Annotated in this window: 22 protein-coding genes and 2 pseudogenes; 10 read left to right on the top strand and 14 right to left on the bottom strand. The window is 70.6% G+C overall.

Annotated elements, in window-relative coordinates:
• Positions 1-52: 52 nt before the first annotated feature.
• The gene (locus ABIA33_RS35480; protein WP_370087824.1) at positions 53-1,006 is read left to right on the top strand and encodes a cation diffusion facilitator family transporter; all 954 of its coding nucleotides are present in this window, start codon (positions 53-55) and stop codon (positions 1,004-1,006) included.
• A 115-nt stretch (positions 1,007-1,121) separates the two neighbouring features.
• Complete coding sequence (locus ABIA33_RS35475) at positions 1,122-1,958, top strand: HAD family hydrolase (RefSeq protein ID WP_370087822.1); 837 nt, start codon at positions 1,122-1,124, stop codon at positions 1,956-1,958.
• Positions 1,959-2,011: 53 nt separating this feature from the next.
• Here ABIA33_RS35475 and ABIA33_RS35470 read toward each other — a convergent pair whose 3' ends face one another.
• Positions 2,012-2,455 (bottom strand): universal stress protein, encoded by a 444-nt coding sequence (locus tag ABIA33_RS35470; protein WP_370087820.1) that lies wholly within the window; start codon positions 2,453-2,455, stop codon positions 2,012-2,014.
• A 304-nt stretch (positions 2,456-2,759) separates the two neighbouring features.
• Here ABIA33_RS35470 and ABIA33_RS35465 point away from each other — a divergent pair, with 304 nt between their 5' ends.
• Complete coding sequence (locus ABIA33_RS35465) at positions 2,760-3,551, top strand: serine protease (RefSeq protein ID WP_370087818.1); 792 nt, start codon at positions 2,760-2,762, stop codon at positions 3,549-3,551.
• Here the strand turns inward: ABIA33_RS35465 and ABIA33_RS35460 are convergent.
• Positions 3,535-4,533 (bottom strand): DMT family transporter, encoded by a 999-nt coding sequence (locus tag ABIA33_RS35460; protein ID WP_370087877.1) that lies wholly within the window; start codon positions 4,531-4,533, stop codon positions 3,535-3,537. The genes ABIA33_RS35465 and ABIA33_RS35460 overlap by 17 nt on opposite strands.
• Before the next feature lie 166 nt (positions 4,534-4,699).
• Here ABIA33_RS35460 and ABIA33_RS35455 point away from each other — a divergent pair, with 166 nt between their 5' ends.
• Positions 4,700-5,122 carry an ArsR/SmtB family transcription factor gene (locus tag ABIA33_RS35455; RefSeq protein WP_370087816.1) on the top strand — a complete coding sequence of 141 codons (423 nt, stop codon included), beginning with the start codon at positions 4,700-4,702 and terminating at the stop codon, positions 5,120-5,122.
• A 21-nt stretch (positions 5,123-5,143) separates the two neighbouring features.
• On the opposite strand, the gene ABIA33_RS35450 is transcribed toward ABIA33_RS35455, so the two are convergent.
• On the bottom strand, positions 5,144-6,424 hold the full coding sequence (locus tag ABIA33_RS35450; protein ID WP_370087814.1) for a glycoside hydrolase family 3 N-terminal domain-containing protein: 1,281 nt from the start codon (positions 6,422-6,424) through the stop codon (positions 5,144-5,146).
• Between the two features lie 379 nt (positions 6,425-6,803).
• Positions 6,804-7,001 (bottom strand): annotated as a pseudogene (locus ABIA33_RS35445) (ArsR/SmtB family transcription factor); the annotation flags it as partial.
• On the opposite strand from ABIA33_RS35445, the pseudogene ABIA33_RS35440 reads away from it, so the two are divergent.
• Positions 7,001-7,375: pseudogene (locus tag ABIA33_RS35440) on the top strand (ArsI/CadI family heavy metal resistance metalloenzyme); the annotation flags it as partial. The pseudogenes ABIA33_RS35445 and ABIA33_RS35440 sit on opposite strands and share 1 nt — an antisense overlap.
• A 113-nt stretch (positions 7,376-7,488) precedes the next feature.
• Here ABIA33_RS35440 and lgt read toward each other — a convergent pair.
• Both lgt and ABIA33_RS35430 read right to left on the bottom strand, forming a co-directional pair.
• Positions 7,489-8,439, bottom strand: a complete 951-nt coding sequence (gene lgt, locus ABIA33_RS35435; protein ID WP_370087875.1) for a prolipoprotein diacylglyceryl transferase — start codon at positions 8,437-8,439, stop codon at positions 7,489-7,491.
• A 264-nt stretch (positions 8,440-8,703) separates the two neighbouring features.
• Positions 8,704-11,028, bottom strand: coding sequence for a glycoside hydrolase family 6 protein (locus ABIA33_RS35430; RefSeq protein ID WP_370087812.1), 2,325 nt, complete (start codon positions 11,026-11,028; stop codon positions 8,704-8,706).
• A gap of 314 nt (positions 11,029-11,342) precedes the next feature.
• Here ABIA33_RS35430 and ABIA33_RS35425 point away from each other — a divergent pair, with 314 nt between their 5' ends.
• Entirely contained in the window at positions 11,343-12,878 is a 1,536-nt protein-coding gene (locus tag ABIA33_RS35425) for a cellulase family glycosylhydrolase (protein ID WP_370087810.1), read from the top strand.
• Between the two features lie 108 nt (positions 12,879-12,986).
• Here the strand turns inward: ABIA33_RS35425 and ABIA33_RS35420 are convergent, their stop codons facing one another.
• Positions 12,987-13,826, bottom strand: coding sequence for an enoyl-CoA hydratase/isomerase family protein (locus ABIA33_RS35420; protein WP_370087808.1), 840 nt, complete (start codon positions 13,824-13,826; stop codon positions 12,987-12,989).
• 105 nt (positions 13,827-13,931) lie between these two features.
• Between ABIA33_RS35420 and ABIA33_RS35415 the strand changes: the two genes are divergently transcribed.
• The 4 genes from ABIA33_RS35415 (at position 13,932) to ABIA33_RS35400 (ending at position 16,853) form a co-directional block, all read left to right on the top strand.
• Entirely contained in the window at positions 13,932-14,423 is a 492-nt protein-coding gene (locus tag ABIA33_RS35415) for a pyridoxamine 5'-phosphate oxidase family protein (RefSeq protein WP_370087806.1), read from the top strand.
• Positions 14,424-14,469: 46 nt separating this feature from the next.
• Complete coding sequence (locus tag ABIA33_RS35410) at positions 14,470-15,414, top strand: acyl-CoA thioesterase (protein ID WP_370087803.1); 945 nt, start codon at positions 14,470-14,472, stop codon at positions 15,412-15,414.
• A gap of 175 nt (positions 15,415-15,589) precedes the next feature.
• The gene (locus ABIA33_RS35405) at positions 15,590-16,102 is read left to right on the top strand and encodes a Rieske 2Fe-2S domain-containing protein (RefSeq protein ID WP_370087801.1); all 513 of its coding nucleotides are present in this window, start codon (positions 15,590-15,592) and stop codon (positions 16,100-16,102) included.
• 133 nt (positions 16,103-16,235) lie between these two features.
• Positions 16,236-16,853: a TetR/AcrR family transcriptional regulator gene (locus ABIA33_RS35400; RefSeq protein ID WP_370087799.1), complete on the top strand. Its 618-nt coding sequence runs from the start codon at positions 16,236-16,238 to the stop codon at positions 16,851-16,853.
• Between the two features lie 238 nt (positions 16,854-17,091).
• Here the strand turns inward: ABIA33_RS35400 and ABIA33_RS35395 are convergent, their stop codons facing one another.
• The 7 genes from ABIA33_RS35395 to ABIA33_RS35365 all read right to left on the bottom strand — a co-directional run.
• Entirely contained in the window at positions 17,092-17,292 is a 201-nt protein-coding gene (locus ABIA33_RS35395) for a hypothetical protein (RefSeq protein WP_370087797.1), read from the bottom strand.
• A gap of 51 nt (positions 17,293-17,343) precedes the next feature.
• On the bottom strand, positions 17,344-18,711 hold the full coding sequence (locus ABIA33_RS35390) for a hypothetical protein (RefSeq protein ID WP_370087795.1): 1,368 nt from the start codon (positions 18,709-18,711) through the stop codon (positions 17,344-17,346).
• Positions 18,712-19,050: 339 nt separating this feature from the next.
• Positions 19,051-20,574, bottom strand: a complete 1,524-nt coding sequence (locus tag ABIA33_RS35385) for a hypothetical protein (protein ID WP_370087793.1) — start codon at positions 20,572-20,574, stop codon at positions 19,051-19,053.
• Positions 20,575-20,943: 369 nt separating this feature from the next.
• On the bottom strand, positions 20,944-21,954 hold the full coding sequence (locus ABIA33_RS35380) for a TIGR03842 family LLM class F420-dependent oxidoreductase (protein WP_370087791.1): 1,011 nt from the start codon (positions 21,952-21,954) through the stop codon (positions 20,944-20,946).
• An 89-nt stretch (positions 21,955-22,043) separates the two neighbouring features.
• Entirely contained in the window at positions 22,044-23,453 is a 1,410-nt protein-coding gene (gene hydA, locus ABIA33_RS35375; RefSeq protein WP_370087873.1) for a dihydropyrimidinase, read from the bottom strand.
• 35 nt (positions 23,454-23,488) lie between these two features.
• On the bottom strand, positions 23,489-24,793 hold the full coding sequence (locus ABIA33_RS35370; protein ID WP_370087789.1) for an aspartate aminotransferase family protein: 1,305 nt from the start codon (positions 24,791-24,793) through the stop codon (positions 23,489-23,491).
• A 58-nt stretch (positions 24,794-24,851) separates the two neighbouring features.
• On the bottom strand, positions 24,852-25,163 hold a 312-nt coding region (locus ABIA33_RS35365), incomplete at its 5' end, for a nitrilase-related carbon-nitrogen hydrolase (RefSeq protein WP_370087787.1).

Here is a 25,163-nt window from a genome sequence, read left to right as displayed (position 1 = left end):
CTCGCGTAGGTTGGTGCGAAGCAGCTACCGACCGAGGGGACAGCAGGGGCGTATGAGTGCAACCGGCGGCAGCAGGGCGATCGTGGCGGCGCTGGGCGCCAATATGGCCATCGCGGCGGCGAAGTTCGTGGCGTTCGCCTTCAGCGGCTCGTCGTCGATGCTCGCCGAGGGCGTCCACTCGGTCGCGGACTCGGGCAACCAGGCCCTGCTGCTGCTCGGCGGACGCAGGTCGAAGCGCGCAGCGACGGACGAGCACCCCTTCGGCTACGGTCGGGAGCGCTACGTCTACGGCTTCCTGGTCGCGATCGTGCTGTTCACGGTCGGCGGGCTGTTCGCCCTCTACGAGGGCTACGAGAAGGTCCGGCACCCGCACGAACTCGACGCCTGGTACTGGCCGGTGGGCGTACTGCTGTTCGCCGTCTGTGCCGAGGGCTACTCGTTCCGCACCGCGGTGCGGGAGTCCCGCGAGCTGCGCGGCGAGCAGAGCTGGGTCCAGTTCATCCGCCGGGCGAAGGCCCCCGAGCTGCCGATCGTGCTGCTGGAGGACTTCGGCGCGCTGATCGGCCTGGTGCTGGCCCTGTTCGGGGTGGGTCTGACCCTGGCGACCGGCGACGGCGTCTGGGACGGCGTGGGCACGCTCTGCATCGGGACGCTGCTGGTGACCATCGCGGTCGTGCTGGGCATCGAGACCAAGAGCCTGCTGCTCGGCGAAGGGGCAGGCGCCCCCGACGTAGCGGCGATCCGCGCCGCGCTGGTCGACGGCGACGTGGTGACCGGGGTGATCCACATGCGCACGCTGTACCTCGGCCCCGAGGAACTGCTGGTCGCGGCGAAGATCGCGGTGCGGCACGACGACAGCGCGGCTGAGGTGGCTCGCGCCATCGACCAGGCCGAGGTCAGGGTCCGGGCGGCGGTGCCGGTGGCCCGGGTCATCTACCTGGAACCGGACATCCGCCGCGCCGAGCCGGACGACTCCTCCGACCTGGCGGCCAACCAATCGTCTTGACGCCAATGGCCTTGACAGGGCCGGACCGCGACCGCAAGGCTGCCATCCGGTAATTGATCTTTACCATCTCTGCCAACTCCGGCCTGCCGCATGCTCCCGAAGGACGCCGCCCCTCATGCCGCCTGTCATGCCGCCCGTCGCGATGTCCGCCGGACCCGGGCCCCGCCCGCTCCTCGTCGCCACCGACCTCGACGGAACGATCGTGCGCAGCGACGGGACGGTCTCCGCGCGGACCGTCGCCGCGTTCGCCCGCGTCGAGGCGGCCGGGGCGCGATTCGTGCTCGTCACCGGGCGGCCGCCGCGCCTGATGGGCGGCATCGCGGAGACCTTCGGGCACCGGGGCGCCGCCATCTGCTCCAACGGCGCACTGATCCACGACCTGGCGACCGGCAAGGTGGTGGAGGAGAACCCGATCCCGGTCCCCGAGCTGGTCGAGGCCGCACAGCGGCTGCGCGCGGCGATCCCCGGCCTCGGCCTCGCCGTCGAGTACGCAGCCGAACTCGCCGCCGACCCGCTCTACGAGTCGGGCGACTGGGACGCCGACGTCGAGATCGACCGGATACCCGACGCCGAGCTGTTCGGACGCCCCGCGCCGAAGCTGTTGGGCAAGCACCCGGAGCTGTCGGCCGACGAACTGCTCGCCCTGGCCCGCCCCGTGCTGGACGGCATCGTCAACGTCTACCACTCCAACGGGACACGCCTGATCGAGGTGGTGGCGCCGGGCGTCAGCAAGGCGTCCGCACTGGCCGCGCTGGCCCGACAGCACGGAATCGCCGCCGCGCGGACCGTGGCGTTCGGGGACATGCCCAACGACCTGCCCATGATGGCCTGGGCCGGCACCTCCTACGCCGTCGCCAACGCGCACCGCGACGTGCTCGACGCCGCCGACCAGGTCATCGGCGGTCACGACGAGGACGGCGTCGCCGCCGTCCTGGAACGCCTCTTCGCCTGACCGGCGGTCACGGGTGGTGCGGGTAGGGCCGCCGGCCTCAGCGGACGGCTGCCTCAGGGGACGACGGTGACCGGCCAACGGCCGGCCTTGACCAGGCGCACGGCCACCGACCCCAGGATCCGGTGGCCCGCCTTCTCCGAGGCCCCGATCACCACTGCGTCCGCCTTGAGCCGGTCCGCGTGCTCGACGATCCCCGCGTACGGGTCACCCGCCCGGGTGTAGAACTCCCAGCGAACCCGTTGGTCCGGATCGGTGCGTCGCACCGCCTCCTGGAACTGCTGCTCGAGATCGGCGGCGACCTCCCGTCCGGCCTCCGCGACCGCGACCCCCACGTCCGCGCCGCCCATGGTGCCGACCGGCTGGATGTAGACCACGGCCAACAGCGACCGCTGGCGACGCGCCAGACCGGCCGCGTAGGCGGCCGCACGCATGGAGGAGGCCGAGCCGTCCACCCCTGCCACGATCACGGAGGGCCCGTCGGTCCCCAGTTCGAACATGATGACTCCCTGTACTACTGCTACCGCCACTGCCGAGCCGGACCGTACGCGTACGACTGCGGACAACCGGCAGACGTTCCGCATTATGCCTGCCGGATGCCCGGCCGCAACCGAGGTCGTCCACCGTTCCCGTCGAATTGCCAAGACACCTCTTGTGACGTGGGGCAATGACAGTGCACCATGTGCGGACACCGTTCGCGCTGTCTGCTGGAGGTCCGCCTTGGCCGACGGGAATCCCAGCTTTCTCAGCCCGTCTTCATGTCCGCCCCAGATCTCTCCCATGATCCTGACCCATCGTCACGGTGTGAGGGTTCTGCAGCCGCGCGCGTCCGTCGCCGAGACCACCAGGTGGATCGTCGCGACACTGGCCTGGCTGATGGTCATGGCCACCGGAAGCGCGACGGTCGCCGCGGCGGACACCCATGGACTCGGCAACTCGCGAACCGCCGAGCAGTCCCGGGTGAACGCCCGGATCGGCGCGCTGTTCTCCAGCGCCGGCACCGCAGCCCACTACTGCTCCGCGAGCGTCGTCGACAGCCCGGTCGGGGACATGATCATCAGTGCCGCGCACTGCCTCTCCACGACGCCCGGCGGGACGGTCTTCGTACCGGGCTACCGCAACGGCTCCGAGCCCTACGGCGCCTGGCAGGTCGCCCACGTCATCGAGGACCCGCGCTGGACCGCCGACACCGACCCGGACCACGACGTCGCGTTCGCGGTGCTCGAACCCCTGAACGGCGAGGAGATCGAGCAGGTCGTCGGCGCCAACACGCTCGCCGTGAACCGGACCGTGACGACGCCGGTCACCATCACCGGCTACCCGCAGAGCTCGGACGAGCCGATCACCTGCAGCAACGACATCGCCCGGTACAGCAGCACGCAGTGGCGCATCGCCTGCACCAACTACACCGACGGTACGAGCGGTAGCCCGTGGGTCGTGGCCGGTCACGGCGGCTCGACCCATGACGAGGGCCAGGTCCTCGGCGTCATCGGCGGCTTCGAACAGGGCGGCTACACCCCGGACGTCTCGTACAGCATCTACTTCGACGACGACGTCGCCGCGCTCTACCGGCAGGCGGTCACTGCGGTCCGCTGAGATCCGCGCCCGCCCCCGCCGAGCGGGGGCGCTCCAGGCCCGCTGAACTGCGGTCCGAGGGAGGGCGGTCCGGGGCGGGGCGGTCGGAGGCGGGGCGGTCCGCTGGAGGGTCCGCCGCCTGCGCAACCGGAACCGGGTGGCGGGCCTCGAGTCGGGACAACCCCACCACTCCGGCGAGGACCAGCCCGACGCCGAGGATCTCGGGGATCAGCCACCACCCAGTCCGCACCGACTCGGCGTACAGCGTCACCCCCAGGGACAGGCTGATCAGCGCGTCGCCGAGGGTGAGCGCAGGCTGGGAGGCGACCAGGGGCCCGGCCTGCATCGCGTTCTCCAGCAGGAACAGCGCGCAGACGCCCACGGCGGCGAAGGCGTAGGTCTGCCAGGAGGCGAAGAACGCACCGACCCCCCGTTTGTCCAGGGTGTCCGTGGCGGACTTCATCAGCGCCGCGGTGAGCGCGTAGCCGATGGCGGCGGCGGTACCCAGGCAGGCCGCGCGCGCCGGGCCGACCGGACGCTTGATCGCGGCGCCGGCGAGCAGCACCATCGCTCCCCCGCAGCAGGCCAGCGCGAGCACCCACAGCGCGGCCGGCGGCTGCAGTTGCCCGCCGCTGGGCGAGGCCGCAGCAAGAGCGGTGCCGAGACCGACCACGATGCAGGCGACCGAGATCCAGCCCAGGCTCTGCATTCGCTTGCGGAAGACGATGCCGGAGATCAACAGGGCGAAGGGAAGTTCGAGTACGAAGATCGGCTGCACGACCGCGAGCGGACCGGTCACCAGGGCGAGCCCCTGGAACACCGCGGCGAAGAGCACCCCGAGCATGCCGCCGAACCACACCGGCGTCCGCAGCAGGTCCCACATCAGGCGCAGTCGGAAGCCGTCGGACTGCGGGACGATCAGCGCGGCGCGCCGCTGCAACACGGTCCCCAGGGCGTTGCTCACCGCCGCGAGTACCGCGAAGACAACGGACATCGTCGCCATCATCGTCACGGGCCTCCCCCTTTCCCTTGGACCGCTTCGTGCCCGTCCCAGTAGGCCCCTCGTTGTCGATGCTACCGGCAGCACACCGCAACGATCAGGTGACTCGAACTCGGCCTGGCGCTCGTACACATGAACGCCCTCCAGAGGCGGTGGGTACGATGAGGCCATGGGTCAGAGTGAGCCCCGGAACGGCGACGAATCCGCGCCTCCCGGACGCGGTGGACACGACGGGCGGCTGGACGCGGCAAGCGCGGCCCGGGTGGCCACCACGCTCCAGGCGCTGGCGACCCCGTCCCGGCTGATGATCCTGGCCCGGCTGCGCGAGGGGGCCTGCGCCGCGACCGAGCTGGCGGCCGAGGTGGGCCTCGAGCAGTCGGCCTGCTCGCACCAGTTGCGTCTGCTGCGCGAACTCGGCCTCGTCGTCGGCGAACGCCGCGGCCGCAGTGTGGTCTACGCCCTCTACGACTCCCACGTGCTCGCCCTGCTCGACCAGGCGATCCACCACGTCGAACACCTTCGCCTGGAGCACCCCGGCCCCCAGCCCGCCGACGCCGTCGCCAACCCGGACAACGCCCTGCTCACGCCCTAGGAGCACCCTCCTAGGAGGGTGCTAGCGCAGGCCGGCGCGGAGTGCGGTGACGCGGGCGGCGGCGGCGCGGAAGGTGGAGGGGTCCAGCTGCCCGTTGGTGAGCGCGCTCTCCAGCGCGCCGGCTGCGGTCTCGCCCTGGCCGACGTCCTGGGCGGAGCACAGCAGCAGGTCCATGCCGGCCCGGGCTGCGGCGACGGCAAGCTGCGGCGTCGTGCCGAAGGGGCTGAGGGCCTTGGCCTCCAGAGCGTCGGTGATGGTGACCCCGGTGAAGCCGAGGCGGCTGCGCAGCTCCTGCTGGACGACAGTGGCGGAGAGGCCGGCCGGGTGCGCCGGGTCCAGGGCCGGATAGACCGCCCAGCTCAGCATGATCAGCTTCACTCCGGCGGCGATGGCTGCGGGGTAGGGGGCCTCGTCCACGGTGCGCAGGCTGGACAGCGACTGGTCCAGCGTGACCGGGCCCAGGTCCGTGTTCTGGGCGGTCGCCGCCGCTCCCAGCCCGGGGAAGTGCTTGGCTGTGGCGGCGACGCCGCCCTGCTGCTGGGACGTGATGAACGCCCGGCCCATGGAGGCGACCACGGAGGGGACGTCGCTGAAGGAGCGCTGGGCCTGATCGGCGAAGTCGCCCGCGCTGTGGAACACGTCCAGAACCGGTGCGAGGTTGACGTTCATGCCGACGCCGGTCAGGTTCTGCGCGGCGCCCGCGCCGGCCGAGGCGGCCACCGCCGGGTCGCCGGTCGCCCCGACCAGCTTCTCCGAGAGGACCGGCGCGCCCGGCAGCCGCCTGACCAGGCCGCCCTCCTGATCGGTCATCAGCAGCAGCGGCACGTGGACCGGGCTCGCCGCCTGGGCCTGGCGCAGTTCTGCGATCACCGAGCCGATTTGAGCTTCGCTGGACACGTTCTGCCCAAAGAAGATGACGCCGGCCGCTTCACCCGCACGGATGCGCTGGAGCAGGGCGGCCGGCGGATTCAGGCCCGGGTAGGAGTAGATGATCCGCTGCCCGGCGAGCTGCGCCTGGGTCAGCGCTGCGATGCGGCTGGGCGTGGGGCTGGGGGGCGGGGGGACTACGGGCCTGGCGGAGGACGGCGCCGCCGCCGAGGTGGTGTGCGGCGGGACAGCCGAGCGGGTCGCGCCGCTCGGTTGGGGCGAGGCCGACGCCGAAGCAACCGGGGAGGACGGCGAAGAGGCGGTCCGCGCCGGCGACGACGAGCACGCCCCCACGAGGGCGCTGATCAGAAGGGCGCCCAGGACCTGCAGGCGCAGTCGGCCGACCGATCGGTCAACCCCGGGCGGGCAGGGCATTCGCGGCCTCCAGTGAGCTCGGCGTTACGACCTGGGGAGCGATAGGGCTCGGGTCGGCGCACGCCGTCCGGTGCCTTCGATTGCAAGGCGCCGGGACGCCCTGGCAGCGGAGCTACTTGGGCGTGTCGGCAACGCGGGTCGTTAGCCCTGGCTGGGCTTTTGTCCCCTACACACGAGCATGCGCGGCCCCGGCCCGGTCCGCCATCGCCCGGCACGACGTGTCCTCACGTCGCCCGCACGTCCTCAGGCTCTGCCTTCCGGGACCAGTTCGCTGATCAGGGCCGGGTCGCCTGGATACCGGAGCCGACCACGACCGCGACCAGCACGGCCGTCCCGACCGCCTCTGCTGCCGCCCGGCGGCTCAGCGGGGCCATGCCGGTCATCTGCTGCCTCCAGCGATGGCAGTGGCGACGGCCGGGCCGGTGATCGCAGCGGTGTCCGGTGCCTGGAGCAGGCTGGAGAGCTTGGCGAGGGCCGGCGGCAGGACCCAGTAGTAGACCCAGGTCCCCCGGCGTTCGGACCCCACCAGCCCGGCTTCACGCAGGACCTTGAGGTGGTGCGAGATCGTCGGCTGGGCTGCTCGGCAGCGAGCCGACCAAGCTCCGGCCCGGCTACGCGAACTTCGCCGTCGCCGAGCCCCCGCTCAAGCTCGTCCTCATCGAGGGCGCCGCCGGCGAGGACACCCGCCTCGACCACCTCGGAGTCGAGGTCGGGTCCACCGAGCAGGTCACCGCGGCGACCGACCGCCTCAGGGCCGCCGGGCTTGCCACCTTCGAGGAGAACGACACCTCCTGCTGCTACGCCCTCCAGGACAAGGTCTGGGTGCACGGTCCCGGCCGGGAGCCCTGGGAGGGCTATGTCGTCAAGGCCGACACGGACCAGCTCGGCAAGAGCGCCACCGCAGCCGGCGACGCCTGCTGTGACCCGAGTGGTTGCGCCTGCGGCGCCTGACCACCCGGCGTCAGGCCCGCGCCCGCGCGGCACGACGGCCATGGGCCGCAGGGTGCGGCGCTCGGGTCCTCACAGCGTGCAGGTGAGCCGCCCTGCGGAACTTCCGCTGGTCGTCAGAGGCTGGGGCTGTGCTTCTGCGAGTCGTCGTCCGCCGGCTCGGACGGGGACTCGCCCTCGGGCTCCTCCGCGACCTCGGCCCCGGCCGCGCCGTCGATCTCGGGCTCGATCTCGGGCTCGGTGACGAGCCGGGAGCGGCCGAGGCGGTTCTCCGGTTCCGGGCGGTTGCGGGTGGCGATCAGGAAGCCGACAGCGGCCAGGAAGCAGATCAGCGAGGTCCAGTCGTTCAGCCGCAGGCCCAGGATGTGGTTGGCGTGGTCGGTGCGCAGCGACTCGATCCAGGCGCGGCCCACCGTGTATCCGGCGACATACAGGGCGAAGAGCCGACCCGAGTGGAAGTTCCAGCGCCGGTCCGCGTAGACGAGCAGGCCGACGATGGCGAGGTCCCACAGCGACTCGTACAGGAAGGTCGGCTGGAAGATCCCGTGGACGATGGTTCCGTCCGGGAGCACCTGGTCGATCTTCAGGCCCCAGGGCAGCGTGGTGGCGTCGCCGTACAGCTCCTGGTTGAAGTAGTTGCCCCAGCGGCCGATCGCCTGAGCCAGGATCAGGCCCGGCGCCAGCGCGTCGGCGAAGGCGGAGAGCGGCACGCCCCGGCGCCGGCAGCCGATCCAGGCGCCGACGCCGCCGAGCGCGACCGCGCCCCAGATGCCGAGGCCGCCGTCCCAGATGTAGAGGGCCCGGATCGGCTGTTCCCCGGCCTTGAAGTACAGCTCGGGGTCGGTGATCACGTGGTAGAGGCGGCCGCCGACGATGCCGAAGGGCACCGCCCACAGCGTGATGTCGACGACGTCGTCGGGATTGCCGCCCAGCTTGACCCAGCGGCGCCGGGTCAGCCAGAGGGCGGCGGCGATGCCCGCGATGATGCACAGCGCGTACGCGCGGATCGGCACCGGGCCGATGTGCCAGACGCCCTGCGAGGGGCTGGGGATGTACGCGAGTTGCATCAGGGCCGATTCCCTAGTGACCAGGCGGGTGACTGCCTCCCGCAGCTTGTGCGGGCCCCACACTACATCCGCGCCCGGGCGTTCGGTCATCCCCGTGATCACGCCGTGACAGCGGTGGCGTCAGGTGCAGCCGACGCCGTTGACGGTAGAGCCCCCGGGCACGGGGCCGCTCCAGGTGGAGGTCAGGTTCTCGTCCTCGACCGTGCGCCAGGGGGCCGGTGCGGAAGTCCTACTCCCGCACCGGCCCGGGGGTGGGTCGGCTGGTCAGCCGGCCGTGCAGGTCAGCGTCGGAGCCGTGTTGGTGCCGGAGTAGTTCGCCCCGAAGCCGAAGCTGGTGTTGCCTCCGGGAGCGATGACGTTGTTGTAGGCGGCGTTGTTCGCGGTGACGGCGGTGCCTGTCTGGGTGTAGACCGCGTTCCACATGTTGGTGATGGCCTGGTTTCCGGCCCAGGTCCAGGTGACCTTCCAGGACTTGGTCGCGGTGCTGCCGGTGTTGGTGACGGTGACGTTGGCGTTGAAGCCGGCGCCCCAGTCGCTGCTGATGCTGTAAGCGGCGGTGCAGCCGGCACCGCCGGAGCCGCCCGCGGTGGTGGTCCCGGTGACGGCGGTGGAGGCTGCGGAGACGTTGCCTGCCGCGTCCTGCGCGGTGACGGTGTAGCTGTAGGCGGTCGAGGCCGCCAGCCCGGTGTCGGTGTAGGAGGTACCGGTCACCGTCGCGACCTTCGTCGAGCCCCGGTACACGTTGTACCCGGTCACCCCGACGTTGTCGGTCGACGCGGTCCACGACAGCGACACACTGCTGCTCGTCGTTCCGGTGACGGTCAGGCCGGTCGGCACGGACGGCGGGGTGGTGTCGCCGGACGAGGCGGTGGTGGTCCCGGTGACGGCGGTGGAGGCAGCGGAGACGTTGCCCGCCGCGTCCTGCGCGGTGACCGTGTAGCTGTAGGCGGTCGAGGCCGCCAGCCCCGTGTCGGCGTAGGAGGTACCGGTCACCGTCGCGACCTTGGTCGAACCCCGGTACACGTTGTACCCGGTCACCCCGACGTTGTCGGTCGACGCCGTCCACGACAGCGACACACTGCTGCTCGTCGTCGCGGTGACCTTCAGACCGGTCGGCACGGACGGCGGGGTGGTGTCGCCGGACGAGGCGCCCAGCGCCGGGTAGGCGTTGGAGACGAGCTGCTGGAACTGGGCGGCGAACCAGTTTCCGGCCGGGATGTCGTAACCGGGGATGGCGTCGGTCGGGTAGGTGCCGCCGTTGCCGTCGGTCTGCGTGCCGTTGGGGTCGCAGTGCGGGTCGCCGTGGGTGTGCGTGCCGCTCGGGTAGTCGCCGTCCGACTCGCCCGGGGGCTTGATCCACACGTAGGCGATCACCGGGTCGCTCGCCCCGTACGGCTGGGCCGTCGGACGGTAGCCGATGCCCGCGCCGTTGACGTTGCACCAGTCACCGCGGAACGGCCGCTGGTCGATCTTGTTGGCGGCCACGTAGGCGGCAGCCGTGGTCGGGGTGGAGTTCAGCGCGGTGGGCCGGGAGGAACCGCCCCAGCCGTTGCGGGAGGTGTCGATGAGCATGCCGACGCTGCTCGGGAAGCCGGCGGTGACCAGCGCCGCGTGCATCGCCTCGTCGTAGGTGTGCTCGTCGAAGAACGGGTTGTACTGGTAGAAGTTCACCGAGTCCAGCGGATTGCCGCCGACCTGGAGCGTCGAGTTGGGCAGGAAGGGCTCGTCGGTCGGGGTGGTGTTCGCCGTGTCGCTGATGAAACCGTCGACGCTGGCGACGCCGGCGGTGGTGGCCTTGGCGACCTTGGCGAACTCCTGCGCGGCCGGAGTCATGTTGCTGGGCCAGCCGAGCCAGCCGGAGTGGCCGATGTCCAGGTAGGTGTAGACATTGCCGATTGCGTGCAGCTTGTTGAGCGTGTACTCGACACCGGTCTCGTAGTACGGGGTGGCGGTGGCGCAGGCAGGCTTGCTCTGGTTGGTGACTGCGTTGGGGAGCGAGTCCGGTTCGACGATGGTGGAGATGCGCAGGTTGCTGTACTTGCTGTTGCCCAGCAGCGCCGCGATCGGGTCGATGTACTGCGACTCGTACTGGGTGAGACCTGCGGCGGTGGCCGGGATCTCGCCGTTGGAGGCGAGCGCGGCGCAGTCGCGTCCCGGGAGGTCGTAGATCACGACCTCGAACAGCACCGGCGTGGAGCTGCCGGCCGCCTGAGTCTCCGCAGCGTCGAGCTGGGCCTGCAGCCCGTGGTGGGTGCTGTCCCCGGCGATCGCACCGATGTGGTCCATCCAGATGGCCGTCTGGTTGCTCGCCACCTTGGCCTCGGTGGCCCCGGTGGTGCCCCCGTCCGCGGATGCCTGGGCATTGACCTCGGCGACGTAGTCCGGGTTCAGGAACGGGGTGGCGCCCACGTAGGGGTTCGCCACATGGGTGATCGCGGCGCTGGCGGACTGCGCCGCGGCGACTGGCACGAGCATGGCCGCGCCGAGAGCGGTCGCAGCCGCGGCCGTTCGGAAGCGGGTGAGCACGCCGGGGGTCCTGGGGGCTCTGGCGGTGCTGGAGGCTCTGGAGTTGCTGAGCTGGTGCGGCACTTCAGGGATCCTTTCGGGTGGGTAAATACTGACTTGTTCCCTGCAACCCGAGTGGGAGCGCTCCCATTCAGGGCGTGAACGGCCCTCCTCCCTCTCGTCTATCGGGCAGCGCGAAGCGTCCTCAACGCCACTGCCGACGGCGGCAACCAGTGGGAGCGCTCCCGATGGTCGAGCGATTCCGAGGGCGCGTCAAGGGTTTTGTCAGTGAGCAGAAAAGAGAGCCTGATGGCCTGTCAAGAATCCTCGGCTTCCGCTACGGTGTCGCCCGGCAACCAGTGCGAGCACCCGCCACCACGAAGAAAAGGGTGCTCCGCATGCGATCCCGCACTACGTTCATCGGCGTCGCGGCCACCGTCGCCGCCTTCACCGCCGCGCTGCTGCCGCTGGCCGGCTCCACCGCAGCCGCCGCGACGAGCAGCACGTCCTGCAACGTCTCCTACGCCGTCAGCAGCGACTGGGGTTCCGGCTTCACCGCTGCCGTGACCATCACCGACAGCGGCAACTCCGCCATCAACGGCTGGACGCTGACCTACACCGAGTCAGGCAACCAGACGCTGCAGAGCGGTTGGAACGGCACCTGGGCCCAGTCCGGCAAGAACGTCAGCGTCACCGCGCCGAGTTGGAGCAGCAGCATCGCCGCGGGCGGCCAGTACACGACCGACGCCAACTTCGGCTACTCCGGCGCCAACGCCGCGCCCACGGCCTTTGCCGTGAACGGTGTCGCCTGCGGCCCGCAGGGCAGCCCCTCCCCCAGCCCCACGCCGACTCCCACCCCCACGCCGACACCCACCCCGACGCCGACGCCCACGCCCACCGCGACGTCCACCGGCCCCGCCACCGCAGCCCCCGCGCTGCACGTCTCGGGCAACAAGCTCGTCAACGCCGCCGGGGCGACCGTCACCCTGCACGGCGTGAACCGCTCCGGCGCGGAGTTCGCCTGCGTCCAGGGCACCGGCCTGTTCGACGGCCCGGTCGACCAGACGTCGGTGACCGCGATGGTCAACTGGCATGTGAAGGCTGTGCGGGTGCCGCTGAACGAGGACTGCTGGCTCGGCGAGTCCACGGTCCAGGCCGCGTACGCCGGGGCGAACTACATCAACGCCATCAAGAACTACGTGACCCTGCTGCACCAGAACGGACTGGTCGTCATCCTCGACCTGCACTGGACGGACGGCGTCTACACCGGCAACTCGGCCGGCTGCTCCAGCGCCACCGCGACCTGCCAGAAGCCGATGCCGGACGCCGCCGGGGCGGTGCCGTTCTGGACCTCGGTCGCCAACACCTTCAAGGGCGACAACTCCACCGTTTTCGACCTCTTCAACGAGCCCTACCCGGACCGCGCCACCAGCACCGCCACTCAGGCATGGACCTGCTGGCGCGACGGCGGCACCTGCCCGGGCATCGGCTACCAGGTGGCGGGAATGCAGTCCCTGGTCAACGCGGTGCGCGGGACGGGGGCGAGCAACGTGCTGATGCTGGGCGGTCTGGCCTACTCCAACGACCTCACCCAGTGGCTGGCGTACGAGCCCACCGACCCGGACCACAACCTGGTCGCCTCCTGGCACTCCTACAACTTCAACACCTGCAGCAACAGCTCCTGCTGGAACAGCCAGATCGCCCCCGTGCTCGCCCAGGTTCCCCTGGTCACAGGGGAGTTGGGCGAGAACGACTGCGCCCACGGCTACCTGGACTCGCTGCTGCCGTGGCTCGACGGCCAGGGCGCGTCGTATCTGGCATGGACCTGGAACACCTGGGACTGCAGCTCGGGGCCGTCCTTGATCAGCAACTACGACGGCACGGCGACGGCCTACGGCGCGGGTTTCAAGGCGCACCTCGCCTCGCTCGGCTGACGACCTGGGGAGGGGCGGTCGGGACCGCGTCGATGGAGCCGCGCAGTTCGAGTGCGGCGCCGAGGTGGTGCGGTCCCGGCAGCAGACGACCGTCGCCGTTCCCGCTCGTCAGCGCAGCCGCCATGGCGTCCGCGCACCGGAGTTGAAGGCGGCCTGGCCATCGGCGAATGCCGCCGGGTCGCTGCCGACCTGGATCAGGGTCTTGGCGACGTCGAGGGCCTGGCGGTAGCCGAGTTCCTGCGCGTACCAGACGGCGCGCAGGGTGGCCTGGACGGCGAGCGGCGGCTGGGACGCGATGGCCGTGGCGACCCGCCAGGCTGTCTCCAGGAGATCGGCGGCCGGGACGATCTCCTGAACGAGCCCGATCTCGTAGGCCCGCTGTGCGGAGAGGCGTTCGTGGGCACCGGTGAGCTGCATCCGCATCACCTCGCCGAGCGGCATCCGCTGGAGCATCGCCATGGACTCGAAGACGGAGGGCATGCCGAAGCTGGTGTGGGGGTCGAAGAAGCTGGCGTGGTCGGCGGCGATGATGAACTCGACCTGGCCGAGCAGGTAGAACGCCCCGCCGCAGGCGATGCCGTTGACCGCCGCGATCACGGGCTTCCAGAGGTCGCCCGAAGTCTTGGGGCTGATCCAGTCGCCGGGATCGTCGAAGTGCAGCGGGGTGCCGCCACGGGTGCCGATGGGCAGTTGCGGGTCCTCGAGTGCGGTGCGGTCGACGCCGGTGCAGAACGCGCGGTCGCCCGCGCCGGTGAGGATGACCGCGCGGACCTCGTCGTTCTCGCGCAACTCGCGCCACAGTGACTGGAGTTCGCGCATCATCCGCAGGTCGAAGGCGTTGTGGACCTCCGGTCGGTCCAGGGTGACCAGGGCGACGTGGTCGCGCTCCTCGTAGCCCAGGGTCTCGTAGCGCAGCGTCTGGAGGTGCGGGCGCTTGGGTTGGGTCATGGTCGGTGCCTCCGGTCGCAGCCCTGGCGCATTATTTGAGAACACGTTCTACTTATCCGTCCCGGGCCATCGTCCCGGTTCGCCGCTGCGGAGGGAAGAGTCGGAATGCGGGAGCAACGCCACGGCAGGCGCGTCATGATGACCCCCGACGAACGGGACACGTTCCTGCGCGACCAGCGGACCTGCCGCGTCGCCAGCGTCGCGGAGGACGGCCGCCCCCACGTCACCCCGCTGTGGTTCGTCTGGGACGGCTCGGCGCTCTGGCTGTACTCGATCACCCGCAGCCGCCGCTGGGCGGAGCTGGCCCACGACCCCCGCGTCGCCGTGGTCGTCGACGCCGGCGAGGAGTACGGCGAGCTGCGCGGCGTCGAGCTCACCGGGACGGTCCAGCAGGTCGGCGAGGCACCCCGGACCGGCCTTTCCTACGCGGGACCTCCGCTCGATCCGGGGCTCGACGTGGCGGAGAAGCTCTTCGCCGAGAAGTACGGCTTCGGCGAGGTCATGTTCCACGACGGCCGCCACGCCTGGCTGCGCCTCGCCCCGGAGGGCCTGACCAGCTGGGACTTCCGTCGGCTGAACGGTGACTTCGCAAGGTAACGCAGGTCACAGCGGCCCGACCGGTGTGATCTGAAACGATGTTGGGATGGTGGACGCGACCGAGACAACCCCGCAGCAGGCGACCCCGCAGACGACAGTCGAGCGGCAGGCAGCCGAGCAGCCCCGCGTCATCTCCGGCTTCGTCGACCTGCTGCGCCTGGACGACATCGACCTCAACCTGTTCCGCGGCTGGTGCCACGCCGGTGCGCCGCTGCGTGCCTTCGGTGGTCAGGTCGCGGCGCAGGCCCTGGTCGCGGCGGGGCGCACGGTCGAGCCCGGGCGGGTGGTCCACTCCCTGCACAGCTACTTCATGCGGCCCGGCGATCCGCGCCGCCCGCTGGTCTACGAGGTGGAGCGGCTGCGCGACGGCTACTCCTACACCACCAGGCGCGTCACCGCGATCCAGCGCGGCGAGGCCGTGTTCACGCTGTCCGCCTCGTTCAAGAAGCCCGAGGACGGCCCCGACCGGCAGCGGGCGATGCCGGTGCTGACCGACCCGGAACTGCTCCCCGACCCCTACGCGGACTCGGCAGAGGACGGCGCCGGGAATTACTGGGCGTCCACCGGCCGGCTGACGCTGGACATGCGGATGGTCCCGCCCGGCTCGGAGGGGCTACCGGGGCGGCAAGCGGGCGTCGAGGAGCAGTTCGTGTGGCTGAAGTCCGCCTCGGTGCTGCCCGTCGACGACCCGCTCCTGCACGTGTGTGCGCTCGCCTACCTGTCGGACCTCACCCTCGCCTCGACGGCGGCCCTGCACCTGCAGCGGCCCAGGGCAGAACGCAAGGGGCCGCCGACCGTCAACCTGGCCTCGCTGGACCACGCGATGTGGTTCCACCGGCCGTTCCGCGCGGACGAGTGGCTGCTGTTCGCGCAGCGCAGTCCCAGCTCCTCGGACGGTCGCGGGCTGGCGCACGGTGAGTTCTACACCCACGACGGCCGGTTGGTCGCTTCTGTCGTACAGGAGGCACTGATCCGCGAGAAGCGGCGCTGACGCAGGTGAGCGGAAATGGCCGAACCGAGGCGTCTGAGCTGCGGCGCTGAACCGATCGGCGCGGCCGTGCGTATCCACACCCGACAGCGGACGGCAGCCACAGCAGGCACTGCAGCCACGGGCGCCCCACGGCGCACGGCTGCCCGTCCACCCTCAAGCACTGCCGGGAGTAACCATGGCCAACGAAACCCCGATGAACCCCGCCCGCCGTACTGTCCTCGCGGGCGCCGGGCTCGCCGGAGTCGCCACCGTGATCACCGCGTGCAGCTCGGGCGGGGGCAGCAGCACGACTGCGGCCGCATCCGACCCGGCGACCACCCAGTCGGCGCCGAACGCCGGCGCGGCCGCCCCCAGCGACTCCAGCGCGCCCAGCAGCTCGGCGAGTGCCGGCGGGGGCGGCGGCGCCGCGCTGGGGGCCGCCTCGGACATCCCGGTCGGCGGTGGAAAGGTGTTCGCCGACAAGAAGGTCGTGGTGACCCAGCCGACCGCCGGCCAGTTCAAGGCGTTCACCGCCGTGTGCACGCATGCGGGCTGCACCGTGAGCAGCGTCTCCAACGGCACGATCAACTGCCCCTGCCACGGCAGCCAGTACCACATCGCGGACGGGACGGTGGCGCGCGGCCCGGCTCCCGCCGCGCTCGCCGCCGAGAGCATTTCGGTCAACAACGGCCAGATCACGCTTTCCTGAGGGGTCGCCCCCGACCGCTGTAGGAACGAGAACTTCGTTTCACCGGTGTGGACCATTTCGGCAGGTCCACACCGGTCCCGCGATCTGATCAGGCGCCATACTCCTGCAACATGGTTCCCGGTACCATGGCGGGGTGTCCAAGGTAGACCTGTCCCCACGGCCGGTCGAGGCCATGTCTCCCCGCCAGCTGGAACGCCGCAAGCACCTGATCAGCGCAGCGATCGACCTGGTCGCCGAGATCGGCGTGGAACGCGTGCAGATGAAGCAGGTGAGCGAACGCTCAGGGGTGGCCCTCGGGACGACCTACCGCTACTTCTCCTCCAAGGACCACCTGCTCGCCGCCGCCGTCTCGGACTGGCGCGGAATGCTGATGAACGACCTCGCCGCCGAGCTGCGAGGCTCGCCCGCACCCCTCGGTGGGACGGACCGTGTGGTCCGCTTCGTCCACCGCGGCATGCGGGCTTTCCAACGCCAGCCGCATCTGGCGCACCTGCTGGTCTCCGTCACCGTCTCCACGGATCCGTTCGCGAGCGAGGCGGTCGACGCGATGGCGAACGCGGGGCGGGCCTCGCTGCTCGCCGTGATGCCCGAGGTGCCACCGGCGGCCAGGACCGTGGTGCCGCACATCATCGACGCCGCATGGCAGAGCGAGCTGGTCGCGTGGGTCACCGGCCGCAGCACTCTCGGCGACGCCTACCTGCGCCTGGAGCAGGTCATCCGGCTGGTGCTCGCCCCGTACGCGACGGCCTGACGGAGTGTCCCCGGCCCCGGCCTGGTGGAGCGTGCCTGGACTGACCGAACGTAACGTGCCCGGACATGACTGAGGTGCCCCGCCTTCCGGGGAGGAGGCGGGGCACCGTTCCTGACGGCAGGTTGCGACTCGAGCCGGCCAGACGCTGCAACCATAGCATGTACACGACAGAGTTGGCCCTGCCGCCGCCCGGTCGGCCCGAGCGACGACTGAACCGCGTGGCTCGCCGTCACCGCACTCACCTCGCCTGCCCTCGAAGCCACGCGGCGAAACGTCGGGCTTCCGCAGCCGACAGGCCGCCCAACTGGACGTGCCCGCCGGTGTGTACCGGGAAGTCGCCCCGGAGCGAGGGGAACAGGAAGCCGACCATCCGCAGAGCCGTGTCCAGCTCACGCGCGGCCTCCTGTCCCTCCTCCATCGGGTTGAGGTTCACCGCCATGCCCTGCTCCCTCGGGTCGGGGGTCTGGGGTCGGGGGTCTGGGATCGGGGGTCAGGGTGTCACGGTGCTGGGTTGGGGCGGGCTGTCACCCTTCTTGTTCACCGTCGCCATCCCCGTGGGCAGTGTGCTCGGCTGCGGCGCCATGTCCCCGTTCTTGTTGAGGGTCGGGCTCGAGGTGGGAGTCGGCGTCCACGTCGGGGAGCTGCTTACTGCGGGCTGGACGGTCTGCCGGCAGTGCAGATCGGCCAGGGAGACCACGAGTCGCTTGCTGAGGAAGGTGGCGAGGTTGGTTCCTCGGACCGGAGAGGTGGCGTGGATGAAGAGCGACCGGTCGAGGTTGAGCCGCCAGACGCCGATCTTCGCCAGCAGCCCGCAGTAGGTGTTCGCATCGCCGTTGGTCCACCGGGTCCAGGTCAGTACCGGCTGGTCGACGCCGACGCGGAAGAAGTCGGTCTTCAGGCGGTTCGGCGCGTTGCGTACCAGCACCATGGTGCCGTTGAGCGGGACGAGCGCGATGGGTGCGGCCTGGCGGCGGGCCGCCTGCAGCTCGTCGAGGGCCAGCGAGGTCGCCCACTGGCCGGGGTCGGCCAGATCCCGGGCACGCCAGGGAGTGCAGCCCAGCGCCTTGTCGACGAAGGAGACCAGCAACGGGTTGTTCCCGCTGTTCACCAGCGTGGCGACCCGGTCCAGGTGCCAGGAGTTGCTCGTGGTCCACTGGGCGGTGCGCCCCCGGCGGTCGACCAGGTAACTGGTCGTCACTCCGTTGCTCTGGTTGTCGTCCACGAACCCGAAGTCGCGGATGGTGGGGCACGGGGCCCCGTCGAGGCCGATGCCGAGACGTGGCACGGTCAGCCATCCGGCGCGCTCGGCCCAGTTGGCAGTGGCGAAGAAGGCGGGAGCGTTGCAGTAGGCGAAGGCGCCGAAGGCGCTGGCGGACGAGCCGCTGACGCACCGTCCGGCCTGCAGGCTGTCGCGCTCGCTGCGCAGGGTGAGCAGGTGCCCGTTGAAGCCGAACCAGATGCCGACCACGGCATGGCGCGGCAGCCTGGGAACCACGGGTGCGACGGCCGGCCTGCTGCCCTGGTCGACGACCAGGGGGTTGTAGACGGAGAGGGCCCCGGTCGTGGAGTCGATCACGGTCGCCTGGACGAAGGCCGCCTGGCGGGCGTCAGCCTCGTGGCACTGGCCGCGGTCACGGCCGGTGGCGACCAGTCGGTAGGGCGTGGCCAGACCCTGGGCACTGAGCGGGTTCTCGGGCACGACGAGCGTGCAGTCGGAGTTCCACCCCGCCGCCGTGCGACCGGACGAGGCGGAGCTGTCCGACGAGGCGTACCGGTTCGGAGGACTGGTGGTGCCGGCCAGGGCGACGCTCAGGGCCGCCGCGATAGCGGCGAATCCGCCGAGGGAAATGCCGAGCACGGATATCCGTCGACGACGCCGACCGGACTTCAGGAAACGGTGATCGCTGTGGCGTGATGGCGTTGACACATAGGGTCCTCAGTCGAAGGACGCCGCTGTCGGAGAGGCGGGAAAAGCACAGCCGCTCCAGGCGCTGACGCTAGGAGTCTAGGCACGGGATTTCGCTGCGCGACCGATTCCCAGTGCCCTGCTTCGTTCTCCTGGGAATATCTGCTCCAGGGCGAGGATTTCTCAGCCCAGTCACTCACCTGCAGAGGGGGCGGGAAATTCCGTGAGAATGCAGGAAAAGGTGCCCCACTAACCGCGGGGCACCTTTTCCCGACGGGGATTCTGGGGTGGTCAGTGGTGTTTGTGGCGACCCGTGGCCGTCGGAGTCGGAGCGACCGCCGGCGGGGCGGGGGCACCTGCCGTCGGGGTGTTGGCGGCTGCGGTCGGGGACATGGCCGTGCCGGTCGCCCCGGCGGCGCCCGGAGTGGTCGAGGCGGCGGTGCCGGCTGCGGGGGTTGCAGTCGCGGTCGCGCCCGCCTGGGTGGGCATGGCCGTGGACGTCGTGGCTGCGCCGGCGGCGGTGGTCGCGCTCGGGGCGGCGGCCGCAGGCGCCGCACCTCCCGGAGTGAAGGTGGCCGCGGTGACCACGCCGTTGTTGGTGGTCAGCGTGATCGGGTTGTTCATGTTCAGCAGGCCCTGGCAGCCGAGATTGGTGAAGCTCGCCTGCGCCCGCATCGCCAGGAAGGTGAACAGGTTCGTGGCCATCGCCGCGTCCACCGAGGGAGCGTTGGCGAACATGGCCTGGTCCTTGAAGACCCGCTGGATCCCGGTGGCGCTGTTGAACAGGTTGTTGCAGTACGTGGTCCCGCTACCCGCGTCGGCGCCGAGCTGCGCCTGGTCGACGCCGACCCGGTACAGGTTGGTCTTGGCCGTGTCCGCCGCCGCGTTGTTGAGCGTCATCGGGTCGGTCAGCGGGACGAGCGCGATCGGGGCCTGCTGGTTGGCCGCGGCCGACAGCTCGTCCAACGGCAGGGCGGCGCTTGCCTGCCCGTCGCTCGACTGGTCCGGCCTGGTGAACGGCGTGCAGCCCAGGGCCGGGTCGATGAACTTGGTCAGCAGCAGGTTGTCACTGCCGTTGGCCAGGTCCGTGAGACCGGTCAGCGCGGCCTTGTTCGCCGCGTTGTTCTGGGCCAGCAGTCCGCCCGCCGTGGCCAGGTAGTGGGTGACCACGTTGTCGCTCTGGTCCTGGTCGACCACCGAGAAGTCACGGGTGGTCGGGCAGGGCATCCCGTCGGTGGCGGTACCCACCGCGGGTATCTGCAACTGGTTGCTCGCGATTTCCGTGTTCGCGGTCTGGAAGAACGCGGGCGCGTTGCAGTAGGAGAACTGGCCGAAGATCGAGCCCTGCAGGCCGTTGACGCAGTTGCCCTGAGCCAGGGAGGTGGTGCCCGCCGCCGACTGCAGGGTCAGGTTGGTGCCGTTGAAGCCGAACCACAGGCCGACGGTCGAGCCCGCGGGCACCTGCGCCGCCTTGGTCGGTGCGGCCGGCTGCGTGCCCTGGTCGATGACCAGCGGGTCGTAGAGCGTCAACTGGCCGTCAGCGGTCAGGATCGCTCCTTCGACGAAGGCCGACTGGTTCGCGTTCGCCTCCTTGCACGCACCCATCGCCGGATCGGTCGCGACCAACTGGTAGGGGGTTGCGAGGCCCTGCGCGGTCAGCGGGTCCGCGGGGACGACCAGGGTGCAGTTGGGATTCGCGGCTGCCGCTGGAGCCGCTGCCGCGGCGTTCGGGGCCTTCGTGACGGCCGTGCCGGCGAGGGCGATGCTCAGGGTCGCCACCAGGACACCGATGGCGCCGACTGAAATCCCCAGCACGGATATACGCCGACGACGCCGGTAGGGATGCCGGGAACGGTGGTGACCTTGATTCTGGGATGTGGACACGTGGAGTCCTCAGTCGAAGGACGCCGCTATGGGAGCGGAGCGCGACGGGCGCGGCCACTCCAGGCGCTGACGGCAGGAGTCTACGTGCGGGATACGGCCTCGCGACCGTATCGAGTGATCCGGTCCGTGTTCCCTCAATTGAATAGGCGTTTCCCAGGAAAACCACTCACCTGCGGGTGGGCGGGGAACTGGAGCCGTATCCAGAATTCATTACGGTCCGCTTACGGAAATGAATATCGGGCGACGCTGCCGCCCCGACGGCGAGGCGGGCGGCAGCGGGCTAGTGGAGCACCACTAGGGTCAGCCGAGGACGGGGATGACGTCGCTGCCGTAGGCGTCGATGACGCCCTCGACTGCGTCGTGCATCGCGTACACGGCGAACTGGTCGACGCCCAGGGCGCGTAGCTGCTCCAGCTTCTCACGGTGGGCGGAGGCCGGACCGAGCAGGCAGAAGCGGTCGACGATCTCGTCGGGGACGAAGGCGGTGTCAGGGTTTCCGGCGCGGCCGTGGTGGCTGTAGTCGTAGCCCTGGCGTTCCTTGATGTAGTCGGTCAGCGCCTCCGGCACCAGGTCGGAGTGCGCGCCGTAGCGGCCGACGAGGTCGGCGACGTGGTTGCCGACCATGCCGCCGAACCAACGGCACTGCTCGCGGGCGTGGGCGAGCTGCTCGGCGCTGCCGTCGGTGACGTAGGCGGGGGCGGCGACGCAGATGGTGATCGAGGCGGGGTCGCGTCCGGCCTGCTCGGCGGCGGTGCGGACGGCCTTGACCATCGACTCGGTGAGGAAGGGGTCGGCGAGTTGCAGGATGAAGCCGTCGGCCTGACGGCCGGTCAGTTCCAGGGCCTTGGGCCCGTACGCGCCCATCCAGACCGGCAGCGACCCTTCGCGCACCCACGGCAGGCGCATGGCCGTACCGTCGATCTCGACCTCGCGGCCTTCGGCGAGCTCCTTGATGGCGTGCATGGCCTCGCCCAGCCGGGCCAGGGTGGCGGGCTTGCGTCCGGCCACGCGCATCGCGGAGTCGCCGCGGCCGATGCCGCAGACGGTGCGGTTCCCGTACATGTCGTTGAGGGTCGCGAAGAGCGAGGCGGTGACCTCCCAGGTGCGGGTGGACGGGTTGGTGACCATCGGACCGACCGTCAGGCGCTGGGTCTCGGCCAGGATCCGGCTGTGGATGACGAAGGGCTCCTGCCACAGGACGACGGAGTCGAAGGTCCAGCCGTGAGTGAATCCGGCGCCCTCGGCGCGCTTCATCCGGTCGATGAGCAGCCGGGCGGGCGGATCGGTCTGCAGGACGAGGCCGAAGTCCACGTGCGTTCCTTTCGGTGGTTCAGGGTCGGAGCGGGTTGTGCTGGTTCGGCCGGACCGGCCCAGGTGCAGACGGCTGGTGCAGATACCGGCTAGTGCAGATACTGGCTGGTGCCGCGCGGCAGGTAGGTGCCGTGGCCGGCCCGCCCCCGGTACTCGCCCTCCTCGATGACCGCGCTGCCGCGCGAGAGGACGGTGCGGGCGCGACCGGTGACCTGCCTGCCCTCGTACGCCGAGTAGTCGACGTTCATGTGGTGGGTGGCGGCGGACATGGTGTAGCGCTCGTGCGGGTCGAAGATCACGATGTCGGCGTCCGCGCCCGGGCTGATGGTGCCCTTGCGCGGATACAGGCCGAACATCCGGGCCGGTGTGGCGCAGGCGAGCTCGATCCAGCGTCGGCGCGAGATGTGACCGTCGACGACGGCCTGGTGCAGCAGGTCCATCCGGTTCTCCACGCCCGGCAGGCCGTTGGGGATCTTGGAGAAGTCGCCCCGGCCCAGTTCCTTCTGCCCGGTGAAGCAGAACGGGCAGTGGTCGGTGGAGACCACGGACAGGTCGTTGGTGCGCAGCGCCCGCCACAGCGCGGCCTGGTGCTCGCGCGGTCGCAGCGGAGTGCTGCAGACGTACTTCGCGCCCTCGAAGCCGTCCTCGCCGTATTCGGCGAGGTTGTCGGTGGAGAGGTAGAGGTACTGCGGGCACGTCTCGCCGAAGACGTTGAGGCCGAGGTCCCGGGCGTGGGCGAGCTCGGCCACGGCCTGCTCGGCGGAGACGTGGACGACGTAGAGCGGCGCTCCGGCGACCCGGGCGAGCTGGATGGCCCGGTGGGTGGCCTCGGCTTCGAGGAGGTCACGGCGGACCTCGCCGTGGTAGCGCGGGTCGGTGCGGCCGGCCGCGAGAGCCTGCTCGACGAGGACGTCGATGGCGATGCCGTTCTCGGCGTGCATCATGATCAGCCCGCCGTTGCCCGCCGAGCGCTGCATCGCGCGCAGGATGCGGCCGTCGTCGCTGTAGAAGACACCCGGGTAGGCCATGAACAGCTTGAACGAGGTCACGCCCTCCTCCACCAGGATGTCCATTTCCTTGAGGGTGTCCTCGGTGACGTCCGACATGATCATGTGCAGGCCGTAGTCGATGGCGCAGTTGCCCTCGGCCTTGGCGTGCCAGGTGTCCAGGCCGTCCCGCAGCGAGTGGCCCACCGACTGGACCGCGAAGTCGACGATAGTGGTGGTGCCGCCCCAGGCGGCGGCGCGGGTGCCGGTCTCGAAGGTGTCGGAGGCGGCGGTGCCGCCGAAGGGCAGCTCCATGTGCGTGTGGGCGTCCACGCCGCCGGGGATGACGTAGCGTCCGGTGGCGTCGTACTCGGTGTCGGCGGTCCAGGCCTGGGCTGCCGAGCTGCCGGTGGCGGCCAGGGCGACGATGCGCTCGCCCTCGACGAGGACGTCGGCGTGGACCTCCTCGGCGGCGGTGATGACCAGTCCACCTCGGATGACGGTGCGGGGCAGGGTCACTGCACTACTCCTTACGGTGCTGGAGTTCCTTACGGTGCTGGGGTGCTGGCTGGGAGTTCGTCCTGGGCCCGGCGCAGCGCCTCGACCAGCAGGTCGGCTCCTTCGGTGGCCTCGGCGGTGGTGAGCGAGAGCGGGGGGGCTATCCGCAGGACGTTCCCGGCCAGGCCACCCTTGCCGATGAGCACGCCCAGCGCGCGGGCGTGCTCCAGGGTGGCCGTGGCGGCGGGGGCCGAGGGCTCGCCCGCCCGGTCGACCAGTTCGACGCCGATCATCAGTCCGCGGCCGCGGACCTCGCGGACGACGGGCAGGTCGGCGGCGCGGAGCCGCTCGGTGAGTAGCGCGCCGACCCGGCGGGCGTTGCCCTGCAGGTCGTGGTCGAGCAGGTGGCGCAGGTTGGCGAGGGCGCCCGCGGTGGTGATCGGGCTGCCGCCGAAGGTGGAGATGGAGTTGGCGCCCAGGCAATCCATGACCTCGGTGCGGGCGACGACGCCGCCCATGGAGAGGCCGTTGCCGATGCCCTTGGCGAAGGTGAGGAGGTCGGGAGGCCCGGCCTCCGCGTGGGCCTGCCAGCCCCAGAAGTGGTCGCCGGTGCGGCCCCATCCGGTCTGCACCTCGTCGCTGATCCAGAGGATGCCGTGCCGGTCGAGGACCCGCTTGAAGGAGGCGAACAGTCCGTCAGGTCCGCTGGTGAAGCCGCCGACGCCCTGGACCGGCTCGGCGATCAGCGCCGCGATCCGGCCGCCGGCCTGCCCGAGCAGGTCCTCGAGGTCGGCGGTACAGGCGGCGATGAAGTCGGCGTCGGACAGGTGCGCGAACGGGCCGCGGGTACGGACGCCGCCGTGCACGTAGAGGGTCTGCAGCGGGGAGAGGCTGGTCGGGGACCAGGAACTGTTGCCGGTGATGCCGACGGTGGTGAACGAGCGCCCGTGGTAGCTGTTGCGCATCGCCAGTACCTGGTTGGAGCTGCGGTACGAGGTGGCCAGGAGGAGGGCGGTGTCGTTGGCCTCGGTGCCGGAGGTGGTGAAGAAGACCTTGGCGTCGGGGATTCCGGACAGCTCTGCGATCTGCTCGGCGAGTTCGACCATGGGGCTGGAGAGGTAGAGCGTGGAGGTGTGCAGGATGCGTCCGGCCTGCTCGGCGACGGCCTTGGTGACCTCGGGCAGGGCATGCGCGGTCATCGTGGTGAGGATGCCGCCGAAGAAGTCCAGGTAGCGGCGGCCCTGGGAGTCCCAGACGTGGCGGCCCTCGCCGTGGGTGAGCTCGATCGGCTCCTCGTAGTACGTGGCAAGCCAGGCGGGCGTGACGGCGCGGTGGCGGCGGTACAGCTCGGTCATTCGGCTCTCCTACCCTTCCAGGGGGACGGGGCTCGGGGCTCGGGCTTCCGCTCGTGGCTCAGGCTTCGGCGAGGGGTCCGTAGGCGTCGGGGCGGCGGTCGCGGTAGAAGGCCCACTGGTGCCGGACCTCCTCGATCAGACCCAGGTCCAGATCGCGGACCAGCAGCTCCTCCTCCTTGTCCGAAGCCGGTTCACCCACGAACTGGCCCCGCGGATCCACGAAGTAACTGGTGCCGTAGAAGTCGTTGTCGCCGTACTCCTCCACCCCGACCCGATTGATCGCCGCCACGAAGTACTCGTTGGCCACCGCCGCAGCCGGCTGCTCCAACTGCCACAGGTACGCCGACAACCCCCGACTGGTCGCCGACGG

It is taken from the genome of Streptacidiphilus sp. MAP12-16, assembly GCF_041262165.1.
Lineage (GTDB): Bacteria > Actinomycetota > Actinomycetes > Streptomycetales > Streptomycetaceae > Streptacidiphilus.
The sequence above is the reverse complement of the archived record's forward strand: the minus strand, read 5'-3'. Positions and strand labels throughout refer to the sequence as shown.

Excerpts from the sequence above, each read along its gene's own strand:
- ABIA33_RS35470 (WP_370087820.1), bottom strand. The coding sequence starts at position 2,455 with ATGTTCGAACTGGGGACCGACGGGCCCTCCGTGATCGTGGCAGGGGTG.
- ABIA33_RS35455 (WP_370087816.1), top strand. The coding sequence starts at position 4,700 with ATGGGTCAGAGTGAGCCCCGGAACGGCGACGAATCCGCGCCTCCCGGA.
- ABIA33_RS35420 (WP_370087808.1), bottom strand. The coding sequence starts at position 13,826 with ATGACCCAACCCAAGCGCCCGCACCTCCAGACGCTGCGCTACGAGACC.
- ABIA33_RS35475 (WP_370087822.1), top strand. The coding sequence starts at position 1,122 with ATGCCGCCTGTCATGCCGCCCGTCGCGATGTCCGCCGGACCCGGGCCC.
- ABIA33_RS35395 (WP_370087797.1), bottom strand. The coding sequence starts at position 17,292 with ATGGCGGTGAACCTCAACCCGATGGAGGAGGGACAGGAGGCCGCGCGT.
- ABIA33_RS35480 (WP_370087824.1), top strand. The coding sequence starts at position 53 with ATGAGTGCAACCGGCGGCAGCAGGGCGATCGTGGCGGCGCTGGGCGCC.
- ABIA33_RS35460 (WP_370087877.1), bottom strand. The coding sequence starts at position 4,533 with ATGGCGACGATGTCCGTTGTCTTCGCGGTACTCGCGGCGGTGAGCAAC.
- ABIA33_RS35415 (WP_370087806.1), top strand. The coding sequence starts at position 13,932 with ATGCGGGAGCAACGCCACGGCAGGCGCGTCATGATGACCCCCGACGAA.
- ABIA33_RS35370 (WP_370087789.1), bottom strand. The coding sequence starts at position 24,793 with ATGACCGAGCTGTACCGCCGCCACCGCGCCGTCACGCCCGCCTGGCTT.
- ABIA33_RS35405 (WP_370087801.1), top strand. The coding sequence starts at position 15,590 with ATGGCCAACGAAACCCCGATGAACCCCGCCCGCCGTACTGTCCTCGCG.
- ABIA33_RS35450 (WP_370087814.1), bottom strand. The coding sequence starts at position 6,424 with ATGCCCTGCCCGCCCGGGGTTGACCGATCGGTCGGCCGACTGCGCCTG.
- lgt (WP_370087875.1), bottom strand. The coding sequence starts at position 8,439 with ATGCAACTCGCGTACATCCCCAGCCCCTCGCAGGGCGTCTGGCACATC.
- ABIA33_RS35425 (WP_370087810.1), top strand. The coding sequence starts at position 11,343 with ATGCGATCCCGCACTACGTTCATCGGCGTCGCGGCCACCGTCGCCGCC.
- ABIA33_RS35410 (WP_370087803.1), top strand. The coding sequence starts at position 14,470 with ATGGTGGACGCGACCGAGACAACCCCGCAGCAGGCGACCCCGCAGACG.